Below are 19191 nucleotides of genomic sequence, written 5' to 3'. Positions count from 1 at the left end.
GGTTCATCCGCCGCCCGTTCCGATGGCGATCGGCGTCTCCAGGTCGATATCCACCCAGAGCGGAAAATGGTCGGAGGCGATTTGGCCGATATCGGCGCTGACCGAGCGCACGCGCCCCGCAAACATGCCGCCGACGAAGCAATGGTCAAGCCGGCGCCTTGCGATCCTGCCGTCGATGGTCTTCACATGGGTATGAAAGTCCGACGTCGGTTCGCTGGCGACGGCGGCGGCATCGACAAAACCGTCGAGATAGGCGGCACCGCGATGATAGGGCGTGCTGCCGACGATGCGCCGGTACTCGGCGCTGCCCGGCTCCATGTTGAAGTCGCCCATCCAGATCGCCGCCACGGGGTTTTCCGGCTCCTGTTCGCCATTGCTCCAGTTGCGCGCCGGCTCGTCGTCGGCGCCGCTCCATGGCCCGCCCTCGGAGGGCGTACGGCGATGCTCGGCGAGCAGGTATTCGATCTGCTCCAGCCGCTCCTCGGCGGCGATATGCGCGAGATGCAGCGACAGCACCCGCACCGGGCCGGCAGGGGTGCGGATCATGCATTCGAGTGCCGCGTTGCGGGTGTTGAGCGGACGCAGCGTGCGCCTGAGCGGCAGCGTATGCAGCCGCGACCAGACGATCGGCAGCTTCGACAGAACCATGGTGCCGAATTGCCGCCGCCGGTTGGCGACGCGGCCGTCACGCCGCTCGCTGGCATCCATGTCGAAGGCCGGACCGTAGACCCAATGGTAGTCGGGCAGCAATTGCGAAAGAAGTTCCGACTGGTCGTCCTCGTTGCTGCGCCGCCAGTGCCGCTCCACTTCCTGCAAGGCGATAATGTCGGCACCGGCCACGACATTGGCACAGCGCGCCAGGTCGTAGCGGCCATCGCTGCCGAAGCCGTACTGGATGTTATAGCTGACCAGCTTCATTGCTTATCCGGCTCAATTTCTTGCTGGCAGTAGCCGTTCGCTGGATTGGTTGCAATGTGCAGCCGGACAGAGGCAGCTTGGGCCAGATGCTAAGTGGTCAGCGGCTGGAACCGACCGGGCGGGGATGCTGCCAGTTCCGACCAGTCGATCTCTTCCTCGAGGCGGTGGTAGGCCTCGTCGCCGATCGTTCCGTCGATGCGCAAGCGCTCCAGCGCATCGCGCTGGCTCTTGATGGCATAAAGACGCAGTCTGTCATACTCGGTCGCCGCCTGGGCATTCTCCGGGTTTTCGGCGATGGCGCGCTGGGCGGCATATTGCTCTCGCACCGCCCCTGCCGCGCTCGATGTCTTGCCGCTGAGCACGTCGAGCGCCGCCTGCATGATGGCGACGCGCGCCTGCGCCACCTCCCGGTCGACCGTCCGGTCGAGGTCGAGATTGAGCAGAAGCAGCAACGGTTTCAGGCTGACGCCTTGCAGCACCAATGTGCCGAGCACGACCGTGAAAGCGGCGAGCACGATCGGATCACGGCCCGGAAAGTCGGCCGGCAAGGCGAAGGCTGCCGCAAGCGTCACCAGGCCGCGCATGCCGCACCAGCCGATGAGCACGCCGCCGCGGAATGTCGGTGCGTCCTTCCGCCTGTCCTCGTCGCCCAGACGTGCCAGCTGTCTGAGGATCGCGCCGCAGCCCAGCACCCAGACAAGCCGCGATACGATGACGACGGCCAGCACGGCCAGGGCAAAGACGAACGCCTCGCTTTGCCCTTGTTCGGCAAGTCGGCCGACGATCGATCGCGCTTGCAGGCCCATCAGGACGAAGGCCAGGACGTTGAGCACGAACACCGCCGTCTCCCAGACCGAGTAGGAGCTGACACGATTCCTTGCCGGCATGCGGCGCGGCGACGTACGTGCGATCGTCATGGCATAGACGACGATCGTGATGATGGCGGAAAGCCCTATCCTGTCGGCCAGGATCCAGACACCGAAGGTTGAGGCGAATTGAACCACTGTGCCGCTCGCCGGATCGTCGATGCGGCCGAGTATCGCGAGAGACAACCGGCCGAGCACATAGCCTGCGGCAAGGCTGCCGACCGTCGACAGCAGGATCATTGGAACGGCACTGCTCAACAGGATGGAGCCGGCGGCTGCGGAAACCGACATCCTGTAGATCAACAGCGCCGTGGCGTCGTTGAGAAGGCTCTCGCCTTCCAGGATGGCGGTGATGCGGTGCGGCACCTTGAATTGTCCGAGTACGGCCGCGGCTGCCACGGCATCGGGCGGCGCTACGATCGCGCCAAGCGCTATGGCGGCGGCAATGGGCAGGCCTGCCATCGTCCAGCCGACCAGCGCGACCGTCACGGTGGTGAAGATGACGGCGCCAAGCGCCAGCAGGATGAGCGAAACCTTGTAGCGGTTGAGATCGCGCAGCGACGTGTCGTAGGCCGCGTCGAGCAGAACCGGCGCGATGAACAGAGCGAGTGCCAGTTCCGGGTCGATCTCGATGGTCGGTGCAAACGGCAGGAAGGCGATACCGGCGCCGGCCAGCGCCAGCAATGACGGATAGGGAATCTGCAGACGCCGCGACAGCGCGGTCAGGGCGACCGCGATGAGAAGCAGGACAAGGGTGAGTTCAAAAAGCGCCATGTCCTATCGTAGCGGTGAAGCCGGGCGATTGGCACTGCAAAAACGGCCACGGCTTTGGCTGCTGGTGAATGGTGAATGGTGAATGGTGAATGGTGAATGGTGAATGGTTGCTTGCAGAGAAATTTCGGCGCGTAAAGTGCCCTCTTACTATTCACTATTCACTATTCACTATTCCCTAATGCAGCACCAGCATGTCGCCCGACGAGAACGAAATCTCGGCCTTTTCGCCGACAGCGGGTGGCGGTGTGGCCGGACTGTTGAACGTGTCGAGCGAGACCGTGCTGCCGCCGATGCCGACGCGCACCCGGATGACCGAGCCGAGGAAATGCACCTCGGCGATTTCGCCCGAAAGGCTGGAATCGCGACCGGGGTGGCGGCCGAGCGAGATCGCCTCGGGCCGCAACGCCAGCGACAGCGTGTCGCCGGACTTCGAGCCGTTGAGCTTGCCCTTGAGCGAGACCTCTTGCGAGTTGACGCGAACCTTGCCCGAAGCCGCGTCGGTGACCGTGCCTTCGAGCACGTTCAGCGTGCCGACGAAATTGGCGACGAATTTGGTTGCCGGCCGGTTGTAGATCTCGAACGGCGTGCCGACTTGCTCGGCCTTGCCGCCATACATGACAGCAATGCGGTCGGAGATCGACAGCGCCTCTTCCTGGTCGTGGGTGACGAAGATGGTGGTGATGCCGAGCTTCTTCTGGATCGAGCGGATTTCCTCGCGTAGCGACACGCGCACCTTGGCGTCGAGCGCCGACAGCGGCTCGTCGAGCAACAACAGCTTCGGCTTGGGCGCAATCGCCCGCGCCAGCGCGATGCGCTGCTGCTGGCCGCCGGAAAGCTGATAGGGATAGCGGTCGCCCATCTGCGGCAGCTTGATGATGTCGAGCATTTCGGCCACGCGCCTGTCGGCATCGGCTTTCGGCATACCGGCGACCTTCAGCCCGAAGCCGATATTCTGCGCCACGGTGAGGTTCGGAAACAGCGCATAGGCCTGGAACACCATGCCGACATTGCGCTGATTGGGCTTCAGCCGGGTGATGTCCTTGCCGGCCACGACGATCTTGCCGGCGGACGGCTCCTCGAAACCGGCGACCATGCGCAGCACCGTCGTCTTGCCGCAGCCCGATGGCCCGAGGAAGGAGACGAATTCGCCTGGCTCGACGTCGAGGTTGAAATCCTGCACCACGGTGATGGGGCCGAAGGATTTTCGCACATGCTGGATTGAGAGGAAGGGCTCGGTCATGGCTTTTTCCTTCGGGTCAGTTCGGACGGTTCGCCGATCGCGGCGCGAAACGCGACAGGATCTGGATCAGCGACATGCAGCCCCAGGTGATGGCGAAGGCGATGATGGCAAGCGCCGCCGGCTCGTAGGCGCGGTTGGCGCCGACGTTCTGCAGATAGGGTCCGAAGGCAGGCCGGTTGAGCAGGCTGGCCATGGTAAATTCACCGATGACGATGGCGAAGGTCAGGAAGGCGCCCGACAGCACCGCGATCAGCACGTTGGGCAGGATGACCCGGGTGATGATCGTGCCCCAGCCGGCGCCGAGGATCTGCGCCGCCTCGGTCAGTGTCCGCACGTCGATGGTGCGAAGCCCGGTGTCGACGGCGCGATACATATAGGGCAGCGCCAGTGTCGCATAACCGATGACCAGCAAGGCATTGGCTCCTGTGTCGCTGGCCAGGAACGGCAGCGGTGAATTCGACCCGTACATTCTGATGTAGCCGAAGACGATGACGATGGCCGGGATGACCAGCGGCAACAGCGTGATGAACTCGACGACGGGCCTTAGCTGCGGCAGCCGCAGACGAATCCAGTACGCCGCCGGCACCACCACCAGCACGCCAAGGACGATGGTGAAGATGGCGGCGACCACCGAATAGATGAAGGTCGCCTGGAAGCGGGGATCGCCGAGCACGACCTGATAGGCATCGAAGGAATAGGCGCCGCGCCGCATGCGCATGGAGAATTCCACGGTCGCGATGAGCGGAATGAAGAAATAGGCAGCGCCCAGCGCGAAGACGATCCAGGCCCAGAATCTGCCGGACTTCATTTGAGCCACCTCTCAGAGCGCGTCCGGAACCAGATGTAGAAGACATTGGCCAGCCCGGTGATGACGATCATGCCGAAGGCGATGGCGTAGCCGAGATGGGCATTGTGCAGCACGTCACCGCGGATCTGCGCGTAGAGCAGGATAGGAACGATATTAAGCGCGGAGCCGGTCAGAGCGTAAGCGGTGGCGATGGCACCGAAGGCGTTGGCGAACAAGAGGATGACGGTGCCGAGGAAGCTTGGCCAGATCACCGGAATGACGACCAAGCGCCAGAACTGCGCCTGGGTCGCGCCAAGCGTTGCCGCCGCTTCGCCCCATTCCTTCTTCAGCCCATCGATCGCCGGCACGATGATCACCACCATCAGCGGGATCTGGAAATAGACATAGGTCAGCGTCAGGCCCCAGAACGACAGGATGTTGAAACCATGGGCATAAATGTTGAAGCCGACCAAGACGTTGAGCAGCACCGTGGCGAGCCCGAGCCGGCCGAGCGTCGCGAGAAAGGCGAAGGCCAGCGGCACGCCGGCAAAATTGGAGGCCACGCCGGAGAAGGTCAGCGTCGCCGAGCGTATCCAGTCCGGCAGCCCGCCGCGCACGATGGCGATGGCAATGGCAAGCCCCGCGAAAGCACCGATCAGCGACGAGGCGAGGCTGACCTTGATTGAGATCCAGTAGGCGGCAACGATCGACGGCTGCGCCAAGGCCGCTATGTTTTCGAAAGTGAATTCGCCGGCATCGTTCCGGAATGCGCCCAGCATCAGATAGAGCGTGGGCAGGATCAGGAACATGATGGCGAAGATGAAGAAAGGCGCAACGCCAAGCCATTGCGTCGGCAGCCTCATGCTGCGGGCGTCGGCAGGAGGCGCGGTCTTCCCGGCAACAGCGTGATCGGACAACGAGATATCGGTCATGCGCCGGCTACCGTCCTGGAGGTATGCCGGGCGGCGATCTAAGCCGCCCGGCTGATCTCAAGTCTTACTTGACGTTGGCGCCGACGACGGCATCCCAGTTCTTGGTGATGGCTTCCTTGGCCTTGCCCTGCTCGTCGAGCGTCGGGAACACCGCGGCTGCATAGGACTCGGCCGGCGGCAGCTTGGCCATCACGTCAGCCGGGAGCTTGCCATTCTTGGCGAGGTCGTTGAAGCGGATCGGGTGACAATAGCCCTTCAGCCAGCCGATCTGGCCTTCGTCCGAATAGAGATATTCCAGCCATAGCTTGGCAGCATTCGGGTGCGGCGCGTAGGCACTAATCGCCTGAACATAGACGCCGGCGACGACACCGGTCTTCGGCACGACGACGTCGACCGGCGGATTGCCCTTCAGCGTATCGCGGCCGGCAAGCGCGTTATAATCCCAGGTCACCAGGATTGGCGTCTGGCCTTGGGCAAGCGTCGCGGGCTTGCCGATGACCGGCACGAAATTGCCGGCGGCGTTGAGCTTCTTGAAGAAGTCGAGACCAGCCGTGCCGGCGGCTTCGCCGGCAGCCGCACCGCCGGAAAGGCCGGCGGCATAGACGGCCTGGATGGCCTGGTTCGAAGCGCGCGGGTCACCGGCGAGCGCAACGGTATTGGCGAATTCCGGCTTCAGCAGGTCGGCCCAGTCGGCCGGCGCTTCCTTGACTAGGTCCTTGTTCACCAGGAACGAAAGCACGCCGTAATAGTCGCCGGTCCAGAAGCCATCGGCATCTTTGGCGCTGTCCGGGATCGAGTCCCAGGTTGATACTTTGTAAGCCTGGATCAGGCCATCCTTCTTTGCGGTGGGGCCGAACGACAGGCCGACGTCGATGACGTCGGGCGCCTGCGGGCCCTTGTTGTCCTTGTTGGCCTTGATCGCCTCGACCTCGTCACCGGAGCCGGCATCGGGGTTGAGTTCGTTGATGGTGAGTTCCGGATATTTCGCCTTGAAGCCGTCGATGACCGCGCCGTAGCCGCACCAGTCATGCGGCAGCGCGATGACCGTGAGCTGGCCTTCAGCCTTGGCTGCGGCGACCAGTTCATCCATGGACTGGGCCGACGAGATGGCAGAGGTCGCCATCAGGGCGACGGCCGAAAGGGAAAACAGTTTTCCCGTGAATTTGAACATGTGTTCTCTCCGTTGAACTGACGCCGTTGGACGCCTGCGATGCGGTATCGTTTTCGTGTGACAGCCAGATGAAAGCTTTGTGAAAGCGACGCCCTGCAGTACGAAAAAGTAAACTCTTTTTAACCGGCTGTAGCAATCGCTGCGCCGTTATTTTTCCGGCTAACTAGTTTCGGCCTTGCCTTTCATCCTTTCCCCCTTTCTTCGCCTCTTTTCCCAAGTGGATTTCCAATGCTGAAGTTGTCTTAGACGGCGCCGGCGATGGCATTTTCGAGCAGCGTCAGCGCCGCCTTCTTGGTCAGCTTGACCGGGTTGCCGCCGGCGGTCGGGTCGACCACCGCCATGTCGGCGATCAGGCCCTTGCGCTTCTTGTCCATGTCGAGCCCCTTGATCAGGTCGGGCAGCGCGTGCGGCACCTTGAGCTCCTTGCGCAGCTTGATGATCGCCTTGGCAAAGCCGTCGAAGCCGCCCTTGATGCCGCAATAGGCGGCGAGCCGGGCGATGCGCGGCTCGATCGCCTCGCGGTTGAAGGCCAGCACATAGGGCATGAACACGGCGTTGGTCATGCCGTGGTGGGTGTCGTAGAGCGCGCCGATCGGATGCGACAGCGAATGAATCGCGCCAAGCCCTTTCTGGAAGGCGGCGGCCCCCATCGCGGCGGCACTCATCATGTTGGCCCGGGCGACCAGATCCTTGCCGTTGGCATAGGCTTTCGGCAGGTTTTCGAAGACCAGCCTGATGCCTTCCACGGCAATGCCGTCGGCCATCGGGTGATAGCCCGGCGCGCAATAGGCTTCGAGGCAATGGGCAAGCGCATCCATGCCGGTGCCGGCGGTGATGAAGCCGGGCATGCCGACCGACAGTTCCGGATCGGCAATGACGATCGCCGGCAAAAGTTTCGGATGGAAGATGACCTTCTTGGTATGGGTCGCTTCATTGGTGATGACGCCGGCGCGGCCGACCTCCGAGCCGGTGCCGGCCGTGGTCGGCACCGCGATGATCGGCGCGATCGCATCGGCATCGGCGCGCGTCCACCAGTCGCCGACATCCTCGAAATCCCAGACCGGACGTGTCTGCCCGGCCTGGAAGGCGATCAGCTTGCCGAGGTCGAGCGCCGAGCCGCCACCAAAGGCGATGACGCCGTCATGCTTGCCCTTCTTGAACACGGCAATGCCGGCGGTCAGGTTGGAATCCACCGGGTTCGGCTTGACCTCCGAAAACACGCCATACGGCACCTTGGCGTCGTCGAGGATCTTCAGCGTCGAGGCCACCACCGGCAGCTTGGCCAGTCCTGGATCGGTGACGAACAGCGGCCGCTTGATGCCGGTCGCCGCCAGCACCTCCGGCAGCTCCTTGATGCGCCCGGCGCCGAAGCGGACGGTCGTCGGGTAATTCCATTTGGAAACGAGTTTTGTCATTTCGACCTTCTTGACTGCTTTCATGCTCTCGGATGTCGTTAATTCGCAAAGGTATTGGCCACACGGTCTGAGCGCATCATGTACGGAATCCAGATGGCTGCGGCCCAGACGGAGCGGTAAATTCCGCGCATCGTTTCCCTGTCGAACGCATCAGCCAAGGTTGGAAAGGTCTCGGGAAAAACCAGATGCCCGGCCCATGGGTCGAGGATGGCATATACCGGCATCGCGACTGCCCAAATCATGTACCAGCCGGGGAATATCTCCCAGCGCTTGAACATGAAGAACAACAACAGGGCCGGGGCTGTAAAGCTTAGAACGCCTGCTGTCACCAGTTCGGCAACGAGCAGCGCACCTTGAGAAAAACTGAAGGCCTGCCAGTCGAAGCCGAGATAGTCGACACCAAACATTTGCATCAGCCCCAGTATCGGCGTGAGCATCAACCCGAGCATCGGCAGGACAAGCCATCCGCCGATACCCTCGGGACCTTCACGATCTGGCAGGGCCGATTGTTGCGTATCCGCCATTACTCCCCCTCAACAGCGATCGTATGCTTGTCGATCGCCACCTTAGATCGCTTCGCGTAGATGGTATGATTTCGGCCTGGTCAGATTGTCGTAGCCGATGGCCGACAGTGCCGCGCCCTTGCCGGTGTCCTTGACGCCGGTCCAGACCAGCGCCGGATCGAGATAGTCGCAGCGGTTCATGAACACGGTGCCGGTCTCGACGCGATCGCCGATCGCCGCTGCATGGTCCGTGTCGCGCGTCCAGATCGAGGCGGTCAGCCCATAGGGGCTGTCGTTCATCAGCGCGATCGCCTCCTCATCGTTGCGCACCTTCATGATGCCGACGATCGGGCCAAAGCTTTCCTCGCGCATGACGCTCATCTGGTGGTCGACCTGGGTCAGCACTTCCGGCGCCAGATAGGGCGAACCTTGCCTGTCGTTGGCCACCTTCATATTGATGTGCGCCTTGGCGCCCTTGCGCAGCGCCTCGGCCTTCTGCTCACGGATCAGGTCGGCGAAGCGCGCCTGCGCCATCGGCCCCATGGTGGTCGCCTGGTCGAGTGGATTGCCGATGACGTAGTTCCTGGTCTCGGCGATGAAGCCTTCGACGAATTCGTCGTAGACCTTCTCGTGGACATAGACGCGCTCGATGCCGCAGCAGCACTGGCCGGAATTGAAGAAGGCGCCGTCGACCAGATTGGCAACGGCATGGTCCATCTTGGCATCCGGCAGCACATAGGCCGGATCCTTGCCGCCAAGCTCGAGGCCGAGCGTCATGAAGGTGCCCGCCGCCGCCTTTTCGATGGCGCGGCCGCCGGCGACCGAGCCGGTAAAGTTGACATGGTCGATCTTGCCGGAGCCGAGCAGCCTTTCGGTCTGCGCATGGTTCAGGACGAGGTTCTGGAACAGGCCCTTGGGCAGGCCGGCTCTGTCGAACGCCTGCTGAAAACGTTCGCCGACCAACAATGTCTGTGCCGCGTGCTTGAGGATGACGGCGCTGCCCGCCATCAGCGCCGGCACGATGGTGTTGACGGCGGTGAGATAGGGATAGTTCCACGGCGCGATCACCATGACCACGCCGAGTGGCACTTTTTTCACATAGCGGCGAAAGCCGTCCTTCGGATTAGAGGCCATGACCGGCTTCAGTGCCGCCTCGGCGATCTCGACCATGTAGGAGACGCGCTCTCTGACGCCGCCGAACTCGCCGCCATAACGCACCGGCCGACCCATCTGCCAGGCGATCTCCGGCACGATCTCGTCTGTCATGGCGACCAGCGCTTCCAGCATGGCAAGCATGTACTTGCCGCGCTCGACGACCGGCGTCTGCGCCCACTTCTCCTGCGCCGCCTTGGCGCGCTCGACCGCGGCACCGATCGCCTGGTCCGTCGCCAGAGGCCGTTCGGCATAGATCGAACCGTCGACGGGGGATTTTATCTTGACCGTTTCGGTCATGCCTTGGGTCCTCGCATTCTACAATAATTCTCGTTGGTCACGCCGCCCCTCATCCGCCTGCCGGCACCTTTCCGCCTATAGCGACGGAGAAGGGACAAGCTCCAGCGCTGGCGACCCCCCTCTCCCCGTTCTTCACGAGAGGGTAGAGGTGAGGGGCGGGCGGTGCTGACATTGCCAGGTCATCTAATACCGCTCGAACCCTCTGTGCAGTTCCCAGTCCGTAATCCGGCGGTCGTACTCGAACTGTTCCCAGTGTGCCGTGTGGACGTAATGTTCCAGCACATCGTCGCCGAGCGCCTGCCTCAGCATCTTCGATTCCGCCAGCGTCGCCGTGGCATCGCGCAATGTCTTTGGAATTTCAGGCAGCTGCGAGGCCTGGTAGGCGTCACCGATGAAAGGCTTCTGCAGTTCAAGCTTTTCATCGATGCCGGCAAGCCCGGCCGCGATCAGAGCGGCGAAAGCCAGATAGGGGTTCAAATCGGCGCCGCCGATGCGGCATTCCATGCGAATGCCCTTGGTGCCCTCGCCGCAAAGACGGAAACCGGCGGTGCGGTTGTCCTCGCTCCACATGATCTTGGTCGGCGCAAAGGTGCCGGCCTGGAAGCGCTTGTAGGAGTTGATGTAGGGCGCCAGGAACCAGGTGAATTCCTTGGCATATTTGAGCTGGCCGGCCGCCCATTGCTGGCCGAGCGTAGACAGCGTCCACTCGGCATTTTTGTCGTAGAACAATGGCGTCTTGCCGTCGGCGCTCCACAGCGAATTATGGATGTGGCTGGAATTGCCGGCGAGCCCGTAATTGTACTTGGCCATGAACGAGATCGCCTTGCCTTCGGACTCGGCGATTTCCTTGGCGCCGTTCTTCAGGATGACGTGGCGGTCGGCCATGTCGAGCGCCTCGGCGTAGCGGACATTGATCTCTTCCTGGCCGGGACCCCACTCGCCCTTCGAATTCTCGATCGGGATGCCGGCCGCCTCCATCTCGTTGCGCAGCCGGCGCATGACGCCTTCTTCCTTGGTGGTGATGCCGATCTGGTAGTCGCCGATGTAGGGCGATGCCGTCTCGAGGCCCTGCCAGTGCTTCTTGCGGGCGGAATCGTAGGTTTCGCTGAACAGATAGAATTCGAGCTCGGAAGCGAAATAGCCGATATAGCCGCGTTCCTGCAGCCGCTTGACCTGCTTCTTCAGTATGGCGCGCGGCGAATGCGCCAGGTCGTCATGGGTATGGTGGTCGAGCACGTCGCAAATCACCAGCGCCGTCTTCTCCAGCCACGGAACGAGCCGCAGCGTCGCAAGGTCCGGCTTCATGACGAAATCGCCATAGCCCTTCGACCAGCTCGCCGCCTTGTAGCCGGGCACCGGTTCCATATCGATGTCGGCGGCCAGCAGGTAGTTGCAGCCATGCGTCTCGTCATGCGCGGAATCGACGAAGTACCGGGCCAGGAACCGCTTTCCCGCAAGCCGCCCCTGCATGTCGACGATGCAGGCCAGCACCGTGTCGACCTCGCCGCTGGAGACCGCTTGCTTCAACTGATCGAACGAGAAATTTCCGGCCATTCTTACGGCACTCCAGCGTTTGTCGTTTTGAAAAGGGAATGAAAACCATGGCCGGCGCGATGCCGGCCATGGTCACGAGAGAGCGTCAGGCGCCGGCTTCGCCGACGGCTATCTCGGCTGCCTTGATCGCCGCCTGGCGCTTTGCGATCTGGTCGCCGATGGGCGGACCCTGGAAGCGGCGGTTCTCGAAACCGAACCAAAGGACCGCGGTCAGTACAATGAAGCCCAGGGTGATATAGAGCACTTTGTCGTTCGGCGGCTGGATGGCGATGTAGAAGATGATCGCCATGCCGATGACCGACAGGACGCAAAACAGCTTGAACAGTCCTGCGCCGAGATTCCACGGGCCGGGATTCGGCCATTTCGCCGTTCCGAAAGCCATCATGCCGAGCGCGATCGGAATCGTGAAGGACAGGAACAGGAACACCAGCGTCGAATTGACGACGATGGTATAGATGTTGGTGCCGCCGATCGAAATGAACTGGGCAAGAAAGACATAGATGATCTCGAGGATCGCAGCGGTCCAGATGGCGTTGACCGGCGTGCGCCAGGTTGGGCTGACTTTGGCGAGCCCGGCCGAACCGACCGGCATGCCGCCGTCGCGAGAGAAGGCAAACAGCATGCGCGAGGCCGAGGTCACCGTGGCGAGGCCGCAGAGGAACTGCGAGATCAGGATGGCCAGATAGAGCAGTTCTTTCAGCCAGCCCGGTAGGATTGCATCCATTGTCGAGAAGAATACGCTCCAGCCCTGCTTGGCGCCGGCAGCCAGGTCCGGAATTGCCAGAACGATCGCGCAGACCATCGCCCAGCCGATCAGCGACGACCAGAGCACGGACGAAATGATCGCCCGCGGAACGGAATGCGCTGCCTTCAGCGTTTCTTCCGAAGTATGCGCCGACGCATCGTATCCGGTGATGGTGTAGACCGGCAGCAGCAGGCAGAGCAGGAACAGGTAGCTCATGGAATCCGACTGTGGGAAGACACCGCCCCCGGCATCACCTGAATAGTTGGTGAAGGTCCAAAGCCGCGTGATGTCGATCGCAGGCGCAAACACTAGGCAGGCAACGATCAGCACAGCTGTTGCGCCAAGGATCAGGAAGCCGGAAGCGTCAGTCAGCATGGCGGTCAGCTTGATGCCGAAGTGATTGCAGAGCGCCTGGATCACAGTGATGACGGCAACAAATCCGACAATTTCGCCCGGAGTACCAGTAATGCCGAACCAGCTCCCGAACGTTCCAACGAAGAAGAATGCGGTACCGATATTGATGGCGCCCAGAACGGTGATCAGGCCGAGCAGGTTGAGCCAGGCGGTCAGCCAGCCGGTGAAACGATTGCCGAGGATCGACGCCCAGTGATAGAGGCCGCCGGCGGTCGGAAATGCCGAGGCGATCTGGGCCATGGCGAGCGCGAAAAATCCCGAAACCATGCACCCGACGATCCAGCCGATACCGGCGCCGGCGCCACCGATGGACGACGTCGCCTGCGCGAAGGAATTGATGCCGCCTGAGAGGATGCAGATGATCGAGAACGAGATCGCGAAATTCGAGAAGCGGCTCATGCTTCGCGACAGTTCCTGAGCATAGCCCATTCCGTGGAGAACTTTCAGGTCCTCCTTCTTGTCACCTTCGCTGTAACCCGGTGCTACCATTTTGAAGTCCCCTTTTGGTTTCTTAGCTGGCCGATTGAACTGACTTTCCGACTGCGCTTGGTCTGGAGGCCTTGGCCGCTTCGGGCTCCAGATTGAGAAAAATACCCGTGAGCAGATCCGCCCATTTCCGTTGCCCGGCTGCGCCGGAAATCTCGTCGTTGCGGATTTCGATCATCGCGCAGGGCAGCCCGCGCGAGCGGGCATGACGTTCCAGCGTGAAATAGACGCGGTCGGCCGGCGAATAGGGTTCATTGACGCCGACGGTGACACCGGCAAGCTGCTGCAGCGCCGCGATCAGTGGCGCCGCCAGCCGGCGGTCCTCGTCATGGATGATGCCGATGTGCCAGGGCCGGCACTTGCCCTTGTACACCGGCGTGAAGGAATGGATGGACACCAGCCGCGTCTCCCGCCCGGCCGCCAGGCGCTCGTCGATGATCGTCGCGATCCGGTCGTGGAACGGCCGCCAAGCCAGCGCGATGCGCGCCTCCCGCTCGTCGGCGGAAAGCCCCTGGTTGGCCGGGACAACGGTTTTTTCGCTGGCGCTGATCGTCACTATCAGGTCCGGCGCGTCGAGCGGTCGGTTGCAGTCGATGACGAGCCGCGAAATGCAGGTCTCGACCAGCGTCGCATCGAGCACCTCGGACATGCGGCGCGCCACCGGCAAGGCGCCGGGATCCCAGGCGATGTGGCGGGAAAGCTCCTCGGCGGCAAGGCCGAGCGTTCCGAATTCCGGCGGCAGGAAGTTGGAGGCGTGGTCGCAGGTCAGCACGAAAGGGCTTGATCCGCCGGGGTTCGTCACCCTTACGGTTTCAGGCGATGCAAGGCTGGCGGGCCGTGCTGTCTCCATTGTCTGCTGTCCCCGGGGAGCGCTGTACCGTATGTTACGTATTTTGCCTCATTGCGTCCCTGCGGATGATTTCATACAGTTTGGCCGGCTTTGTCAAACGCGATTTCGATAACGCGGTAACGGCCCGGCCAGGGTGGGGAAAAACATGGTTTCGAGCATTGCCGAACTGATCTCCGACCGCATCGGCACCATGCCGGCCGGCGAACGGCGCGCAGCGCAAACGCTGATCGCCAGCTATCCGCTGATCGGGCTGAAGACGGTCGCCGAATTCTCGACCACGGCCGGCGTATCGTCGCCGACGATCCTGCGTTTCGTCGCCCGGCTCGGCTTCCAGAACTACCCGGAATTCCAGTCGGCGCTGCAGGACGAGCTGGCGGCGCAATTGCAGTCGCCGGCCTCGCGCACGCTCAATCCCCCATCGCAGGGCAGCAGCGCCGTCTCGCCGATGCTGGAGGCGACGCTCGACAATATGCGCGAGACATTCCGGCATCTCTCGGACAAGCAGCTTGCCGACATCGTCGCCAAGCTTGCCGACCGGCGCGGCAAGACATTCCTGATCGGCGGCCGCTTCACCGACCCGCTGGCGCGCTACATGGCCGCCCACCTCGCTATCATCCAACCCAATGTCTTCCATCTCGCCGGCCAGGAAAGCGTCTGGCGCGACCGGCTGATCGACATGGGCAAGCGCGACGTGCTGGTGATCTTCGACATCAGGCGCTACCAGGACAGCCTGGTCCGTTTCGCCGAGACTGCCAACCAGCGCGGCGTGCAGATCGTGCTGTTCACCGACCAGTGGCTGTCGCCGATCGCCCGCTTCGCCCGCCACGTCATCGCCGGGCGCACCGCCGTGCCTTCGGCCTGGGACTCATCCGCCGCACTTTTCGTCGTTGCCGAAACGCTGATCGGCGCCGTCACAAGGCAGCTCGAGGCCGACGGCGCCAAACGCATCCGCGAACTGGAAAGCCTGCGGTAGCACAGGCTTTCGGAAAGGCACGCTTGCTGGCTGGGCTAGTCAACCAAAAGGCTGACCATCTGCAGAATCAGGATCAGCAAAAAAACGCCAAAGACAGACGCAAAGACCGCTGCCAGCAGGACGGTGCGTTGTTTCTTACCCATAGCTTTCGCCTTGAAAGCATAGTCCCCGTCCACGAATACGAACGTCAGTCTCGCCCCACTGCTCGGCCACCCTCCCGACTCCTCAAGACCCGCCTGCGGCTTGGGCGGAGGAGTAATGACGACTGGTTCACGCGCGAAATGAACAGCTTACCAAGGTGCTCGCTAACGGGGATGGCCGCATCATTCATCCGACCCATGTCACGGCCGAATGAACACCTTGCCGCTGGCGCCTAACCAATTCAGCCGCAAACCCTGCCATCGCCCCAGTCCGGGTACTTTAGCCGTGGCAAGGATGATCGTAGTTCGGCTAGCCTTGTCGACTTGAAGCCGCTTCCTTGAACCACCAGTCAAAGCGCGGTGAACTGCGCGGAGGAATTCGATGAGCTATCTGGACGAACTGTTTTCCGTCGCCGGCAAGACGGCGCTGGTCACCGGCGCCGCGACCGGCATCGGCCGCATGGCGGCGACCGCTCTGGTCAAGGCCGGCGCTTCGGTGATGATCGCCTCGCGCAAGGGCGAGGATTGCGTCAGGGTAGCCGGCGAGTTGAACGGCCTTGGCGCCTCCGGCCGGGCCGAGGGTTTCTCCGCCGACGTCTCCAGTGAGGCCGGCATTGCGGCGCTCGTAGCCGAGGTCAGGACACGGACCGAGCGGCTGCATATCCTGGTCAACAATGCCGGCATCTCCTGGGGCTCGCCGCTGGAAAGTTTTCCCTACCATGCCTGGGCCAAGGTGTTCGGCGTCAACGTTGCCGCGGTCTTCCACCTGACGCGCGAATTGCTGCCTCTGCTCGAAGCCGCCGCCAGCGATGCCGACCCGGCACGGGTGATCAATCTCGGATCGGTAATGGGCACGCAGCCTTTGGCCGAAGATGCCTACTCCTACTCTGCCTCGAAGGCTGCGGTTCACCACCTGACGCGCATCCTGGCGATCGAGCTCGCCGGCCGCCGCATCACCGTCAACGCCTTTGCGCCCGGCCCTTTCCAGAGCCGGATGACGGCCTTCGCCACCGGCACCGAGGACCAGGCAAGACATATCGGCAACCATGTACCGATCGGCCGCATCGGCGCGCCGGATGACATTGCCGGCGCAACGCTCTATTTGTGCAGCCGTGCCGGCAGCTATGTCACCGGCGCCATCCTGCCGATCGATGGCGGGCAGTCGGTGCAACACGGGCTGACATTGTTCAAGGAATGAGACGCACGCCATCCGGCGAGTGAAATGCCGGGGGTGAAGATGGAGGACATCAGCGTGGAACCGATCAGTCTCGATGTGCTTCTGGCCAATGTCGGCAAGGAAGTCGGCGTGTCGCCATGGCGGGTGGTCACCCAGCGCATGATCGACCAGTTCGCCGATGCCACCGACGACCATCAGTTCATCCATTGCGATCCGGAACGCGCCAGCCGCGAGACGCCGTTCGGCGGCACCATCGCGCATGGCTTCCTGTCGCTTTCGCTGTTGTCGGCGATGACCTTCGAAACCATGCCGCCGCTGGAAAACAGCAAGATGGGCGTCAATCACGGCTTCGATTCGCTGCGCTTCCTGGCGCCTGTGAAGACCGGCTCGCGCATCCGCACGCGCTTCGTGCTGGCCGACGTCAAGGTCAGGCCGTCGGGCTGGGTGCAGACGGCGCACGACGTGACGATCGAGATCGAGGGCTCGAAAAAACCGGCGCTGACTGCCCGCTGGCTGACCCTGACGCTGATCGAACGCCAGCCGGAAGCGGTTTGACTGGCATCCGAGCCTGGGGACCTAGAGCAATTCCAGGAAAAGTGTGAAGCGGTTTTCTGTCCGGAATTGCGCAAAAACAAAGAGATAGAGCGGTTCAGCGTTTCCGTGAAACGATGAACCGCTCTAAGTCTATTTGGCTTCGGCCGCGACGTACTTCATGTGGCGGCTGACCTGCAGCGCAATGTAGACGACCAGTGAACAACCGATTGGGAACACGATCTCGTTGAGGCCGGTTGCGATCGCCTGTGGCATTGCGAGAGCAGCGTCGTTCGCCGCGGCCGTCTCGATCGTCAGCACCGTGATGCCGCCGCCGAATACCGCACCTATCAGGGCGCCCGCCAGCGCGAAATGAAGCGGACGCGGTTCTTCCTTCGATGCCAGCGACGCCAGTATCCAGCCGAGCAGCCCGTATTCGATCGCACGCAGCACGCCCAGCGTGGTGAGCGACAGGATGGCCGGCTTCGCGGCCGCATCGAGCGCGCTGACCATCACCTTTTGCGTCCCTTTGGCGATGCCCATCGCCAGTGGCGCCGAAATCGCGCTGACTAAGCCGCCGAACGAGGCTCGCACCTTGGTGAGCGCCGTGCCGAGGCTGACGCCGGCGCAGACGAAGAACGACCAGGTCACGCCTTGCGCCAGTTCGATCAGAACCTGTGTCGTCGCCGGATAGGCACCTGCCGCAAATCTGACGGTCAGAATGAGAGCTTCCATGGCGAAGCCGAGCGCGATCGCCAGCCATGCAACCATGACGACGCGCCTGAGCGCCATCCTGGCGCGATGGGAAAGCGGGTCCACGTCCGGCACGCCGGACGAAAGCTCAGTCGGGGCCATGTTGGCCTCCCAGATCACAATTGTTGCAGAGCCGCGAATTAGTCTTTGTCTGTAACAGTCCGATGTTGCCGGCTTTATTGCCGGGTTACATCGTTTTGTGACAGTCAAGCTTCTGCTTCGTGCCACCTTGCCCGACGCCGTACAGCGTATATATGCTGCATCCAGCCATCATTCATTTAAGGCAGTCGAACAATTGCAGCTAAGCGTCCAGGAGCGCCGCGAAAAACAAAAGGCCGAACTGCGTTCCGAACTTGTCGACGCCGCGCACAAGCTTGTCCAGGAAGAAGGCTATGACGGCCTCACCATCCGCAAGCTCGCCAAGCGCGTCGGCTATGCGCCGATGTCGGTCTATTCCTATTTCGCCGACAAGCAGGATATCCTGTTCGCCTTGGCCGAGGACGCGTTCGAGACCTTGGCCAGGCGCATCGAACGTCACACGGCCGACGACCCGATCGAGGCGCTCAAGGCGGTGCTTGTCGAATACGCTGCCTTCGGGCTGGAAAATCCCAACGAATACCGCACCGTTTTCATGACCGAAAAAGTCAGGCCGCCAGCCGGAAAGACGTTCGCCGATATGGAGAGCGGCAACCCGGCGATGAAAGTGCTGATCGAGAGGGTCGAAGCCTGCGTTGCCGCCGGCAGACTCAAAGGCGATCCACGCGCCATCGCCACCATGTTGTGGGCAGTCGGCCACGGCGCCATCTCGCTGCTGATCACCTTCCCGTTCTACCCGTTCGGCGACCAAAAGACGTTCATCACACGGATCGGCGACATCATGCTCGAAGCCATCGCCGCGCACGAGATCGCGCCGCTCACGCCGCCGGTCAACTGCTGAAGAGCGGCGCTTCTCCCGATCTGTAGGATCTTCTCCGAACGATCCGCGCTCCGGCGCCGAGCGTTCGGCAATTCCTGCGCTCAACTTCTCCGTACATGTACGATTTTGCTTGAACTCCCTAAGTCCTGGGCGTATCTGTACGCAATGCCGTACATGTACGAATCCAATAACTGGACCGGAGACAGACCATGAAGAAGGCAATCCTCACGCTCGCCGCCCTGCTGGCGCTCTCTGGCGCCGCATTTGCCGGCGGCAGTCAGCCAGCCAAGCAGGAAGCGACCTGCATCGGCACCAAGACCGATGTGAAGCTCGATTGCGCGCCGACCGGATCGCTTGAAAAGGTGGATGCCGCGACCCACAAGGCCGACACCAAGGGCCCGAGGCTCGGCATCGGCATTGACCCGTGGATCGTGCCAAGCAGCTTCTGAGGACTTCGAGCGGCATGAAGATGAGGAGCGGCAGGATATCCTGATTGCCCGTCCTCGTGGCTGGTCGATGCCGGCACCGAAATGGGCGCCATCGGCGAAGCTGCCGATCTCCCCACTTGCAGGCTGGGCAATCGCATTTGGATTC

18 protein-coding genes are annotated in these 19191 nt (G+C 62.3%); 5 read left to right on the top strand and 13 right to left on the bottom strand.

Annotated elements, in window-relative coordinates; genetic code table 11:
* Positions 1-3 precede the first annotated feature (3 nt).
* The 12 genes from NKH13_RS03760 to NKH13_RS03705 all read right to left on the bottom strand — a co-directional run bounded on the left by NKH13_RS03760 (position 4) and on the right by NKH13_RS03705 (position 14107).
* Complete coding sequence (locus NKH13_RS03760) at positions 4-918, bottom strand: endonuclease/exonuclease/phosphatase family protein (protein WP_352910718.1); 915 nt, start codon at positions 916-918, stop codon at positions 4-6.
* An 89-nt stretch (positions 919-1007) separates the two neighbouring features.
* Positions 1008-2558, bottom strand: a complete 1551-nt coding sequence (locus NKH13_RS03755) for a cation:proton antiporter (RefSeq protein ID WP_352713595.1) — start codon at positions 2556-2558, stop codon at positions 1008-1010.
* 175 nt (positions 2559-2733) lie between these two features.
* A complete protein-coding gene (locus tag NKH13_RS03750) occupies positions 2734-3798 on the bottom strand; it encodes an ABC transporter ATP-binding protein (RefSeq protein ID WP_023675358.1) in 1065 nt (354 codons plus the stop codon).
* A gap of 16 nt (positions 3799-3814) precedes the next feature.
* Entirely contained in the window at positions 3815-4606 is a 792-nt protein-coding gene (locus NKH13_RS03745) for an ABC transporter permease (RefSeq protein ID WP_352568166.1), read from the bottom strand.
* The gene (locus tag NKH13_RS03740; RefSeq protein ID WP_352910716.1) at positions 4603-5517 is read right to left on the bottom strand and encodes an ABC transporter permease; all 915 of its coding nucleotides are present in this window, start codon (positions 5515-5517) and stop codon (positions 4603-4605) included. The genes NKH13_RS03745 and NKH13_RS03740 overlap by 4 nt, the downstream gene beginning before the upstream one ends.
* 64 nt (positions 5518-5581) lie before the next feature.
* Positions 5582-6688, bottom strand: coding sequence for an ABC transporter substrate-binding protein (locus NKH13_RS03735; protein WP_352713598.1), 1107 nt, complete (start codon positions 6686-6688; stop codon positions 5582-5584).
* Positions 6689-6930: 242 nt separating this feature from the next.
* Complete coding sequence (locus NKH13_RS03730; RefSeq protein WP_352713600.1) at positions 6931-8103, bottom strand: iron-containing alcohol dehydrogenase; 1173 nt, start codon at positions 8101-8103, stop codon at positions 6931-6933.
* A gap of 38 nt (positions 8104-8141) precedes the next feature.
* Entirely contained in the window at positions 8142-8627 is a 486-nt protein-coding gene (locus tag NKH13_RS03725) for a DUF2569 domain-containing protein (protein WP_352910714.1), read from the bottom strand.
* A 42-nt stretch (positions 8628-8669) separates the two neighbouring features.
* Complete coding sequence (locus NKH13_RS03720; protein ID WP_352910713.1) at positions 8670-10058, bottom strand: aldehyde dehydrogenase family protein; 1389 nt, start codon at positions 10056-10058, stop codon at positions 8670-8672.
* Between the two features lie 183 nt (positions 10059-10241).
* A complete protein-coding gene (locus NKH13_RS03715) occupies positions 10242-11612 on the bottom strand; it encodes a glutamine synthetase family protein (protein ID WP_352713609.1) in 1371 nt (456 codons plus the stop codon).
* Positions 11613-11697: 85 nt separating this feature from the next.
* Positions 11698-13260: an amino acid permease gene (locus NKH13_RS03710; protein ID WP_352713612.1), complete on the bottom strand. Its 1563-nt coding sequence runs from the start codon at positions 13258-13260 to the stop codon at positions 11698-11700.
* Positions 13261-13282: 22 nt separating this feature from the next.
* A complete protein-coding gene (locus tag NKH13_RS03705) occupies positions 13283-14107 on the bottom strand; it encodes an N-formylglutamate amidohydrolase (RefSeq protein ID WP_352910711.1) in 825 nt (274 codons plus the stop codon).
* Positions 14108-14252: 145 nt separating this feature from the next.
* Between NKH13_RS03705 and NKH13_RS03700 the strand changes: the two genes are divergently transcribed.
* The 3 genes from NKH13_RS03700 (at position 14253) to NKH13_RS03690 (ending at position 16952) form a co-directional block, all read left to right on the top strand.
* Complete coding sequence (locus NKH13_RS03700; protein WP_352713618.1) at positions 14253-15080, top strand: MurR/RpiR family transcriptional regulator; 828 nt, start codon at positions 14253-14255, stop codon at positions 15078-15080.
* Positions 15081-15602: 522 nt separating this feature from the next.
* The gene (locus NKH13_RS03695) at positions 15603-16418 is read left to right on the top strand and encodes an SDR family oxidoreductase (protein WP_352713620.1); all 816 of its coding nucleotides are present in this window, start codon (positions 15603-15605) and stop codon (positions 16416-16418) included.
* 39 nt (positions 16419-16457) lie between these two features.
* Entirely contained in the window at positions 16458-16952 is a 495-nt protein-coding gene (locus NKH13_RS03690) for a MaoC family dehydratase (protein ID WP_031211357.1), read from the top strand.
* A 129-nt stretch (positions 16953-17081) separates the two neighbouring features.
* Here NKH13_RS03690 and NKH13_RS03685 read toward each other — a convergent pair whose 3' ends face one another.
* On the bottom strand, positions 17082-17783 hold the full coding sequence (locus tag NKH13_RS03685) for a hypothetical protein (RefSeq protein WP_352713623.1): 702 nt from the start codon (positions 17781-17783) through the stop codon (positions 17082-17084).
* A 193-nt stretch (positions 17784-17976) separates the two neighbouring features.
* On the opposite strand from NKH13_RS03685, the gene NKH13_RS03680 reads away from it, so the two are divergent.
* The gene (locus tag NKH13_RS03680) at positions 17977-18618 is read left to right on the top strand and encodes a TetR/AcrR family transcriptional regulator (protein ID WP_352910707.1); all 642 of its coding nucleotides are present in this window, start codon (positions 17977-17979) and stop codon (positions 18616-18618) included.
* 188 nt (positions 18619-18806) lie between these two features.
* Entirely contained in the window at positions 18807-19046 is a 240-nt protein-coding gene (locus NKH13_RS03675; RefSeq protein ID WP_352713628.1) for a DUF680 domain-containing protein, read from the top strand.
* Positions 19047-19191: the final 145 nt, after the last annotated feature.

The sequence above is a fragment of the Mesorhizobium sp. M1348 genome (assembly GCF_040317925.1).
In the GTDB taxonomy this organism is placed as follows: Bacteria; Pseudomonadota; Alphaproteobacteria; order Rhizobiales; family Rhizobiaceae; genus Mesorhizobium.
This window is presented reverse-complemented; position numbering and strand designations above follow the sequence as displayed.

Excerpts from the sequence above, each read along its gene's own strand:
- NKH13_RS03750 (WP_023675358.1), bottom strand. The coding sequence starts at position 3,798 with ATGACCGAGCCCTTCCTCTCAATCCAGCATGTGCGAAAATCCTTCGGC.
- NKH13_RS03675 (WP_352713628.1), top strand. The coding sequence starts at position 18,807 with ATGAAGAAGGCAATCCTCACGCTCGCCGCCCTGCTGGCGCTCTCTGGC.
- NKH13_RS03720 (WP_352910713.1), bottom strand. The coding sequence starts at position 10,058 with ATGACCGAAACGGTCAAGATAAAATCCCCCGTCGACGGTTCGATCTAT.
- NKH13_RS03695 (WP_352713620.1), top strand. The coding sequence starts at position 15,603 with ATGAGCTATCTGGACGAACTGTTTTCCGTCGCCGGCAAGACGGCGCTG.
- NKH13_RS03685 (WP_352713623.1), bottom strand. The coding sequence starts at position 17,783 with ATGGCCCCGACTGAGCTTTCGTCCGGCGTGCCGGACGTGGACCCGCTT.
- NKH13_RS03735 (WP_352713598.1), bottom strand. The coding sequence starts at position 6,688 with ATGTTCAAATTCACGGGAAAACTGTTTTCCCTTTCGGCCGTCGCCCTG.
- NKH13_RS03725 (WP_352910714.1), bottom strand. The coding sequence starts at position 8,627 with ATGGCGGATACGCAACAATCGGCCCTGCCAGATCGTGAAGGTCCCGAG.
- NKH13_RS03715 (WP_352713609.1), bottom strand. The coding sequence starts at position 11,612 with ATGGCCGGAAATTTCTCGTTCGATCAGTTGAAGCAAGCGGTCTCCAGC.
- NKH13_RS03745 (WP_352568166.1), bottom strand. The coding sequence starts at position 4,606 with ATGAAGTCCGGCAGATTCTGGGCCTGGATCGTCTTCGCGCTGGGCGCT.
- NKH13_RS03760 (WP_352910718.1), bottom strand. The coding sequence starts at position 918 with ATGAAGCTGGTCAGCTATAACATCCAGTACGGCTTCGGCAGCGATGGC.
- NKH13_RS03710 (WP_352713612.1), bottom strand. The coding sequence starts at position 13,260 with ATGGTAGCACCGGGTTACAGCGAAGGTGACAAGAAGGAGGACCTGAAA.
- NKH13_RS03730 (WP_352713600.1), bottom strand. The coding sequence starts at position 8,103 with ATGACAAAACTCGTTTCCAAATGGAATTACCCGACGACCGTCCGCTTC.
- NKH13_RS03755 (WP_352713595.1), bottom strand. The coding sequence starts at position 2,558 with ATGGCGCTTTTTGAACTCACCCTTGTCCTGCTTCTCATCGCGGTCGCC.
- NKH13_RS03690 (WP_031211357.1), top strand. The coding sequence starts at position 16,458 with ATGGAGGACATCAGCGTGGAACCGATCAGTCTCGATGTGCTTCTGGCC.
- NKH13_RS03700 (WP_352713618.1), top strand. The coding sequence starts at position 14,253 with ATGGTTTCGAGCATTGCCGAACTGATCTCCGACCGCATCGGCACCATG.
- NKH13_RS03705 (WP_352910711.1), bottom strand. The coding sequence starts at position 14,107 with ATGGAGACAGCACGGCCCGCCAGCCTTGCATCGCCTGAAACCGTAAGG.
- NKH13_RS03740 (WP_352910716.1), bottom strand. The coding sequence starts at position 5,517 with ATGACCGATATCTCGTTGTCCGATCACGCTGTTGCCGGGAAGACCGCG.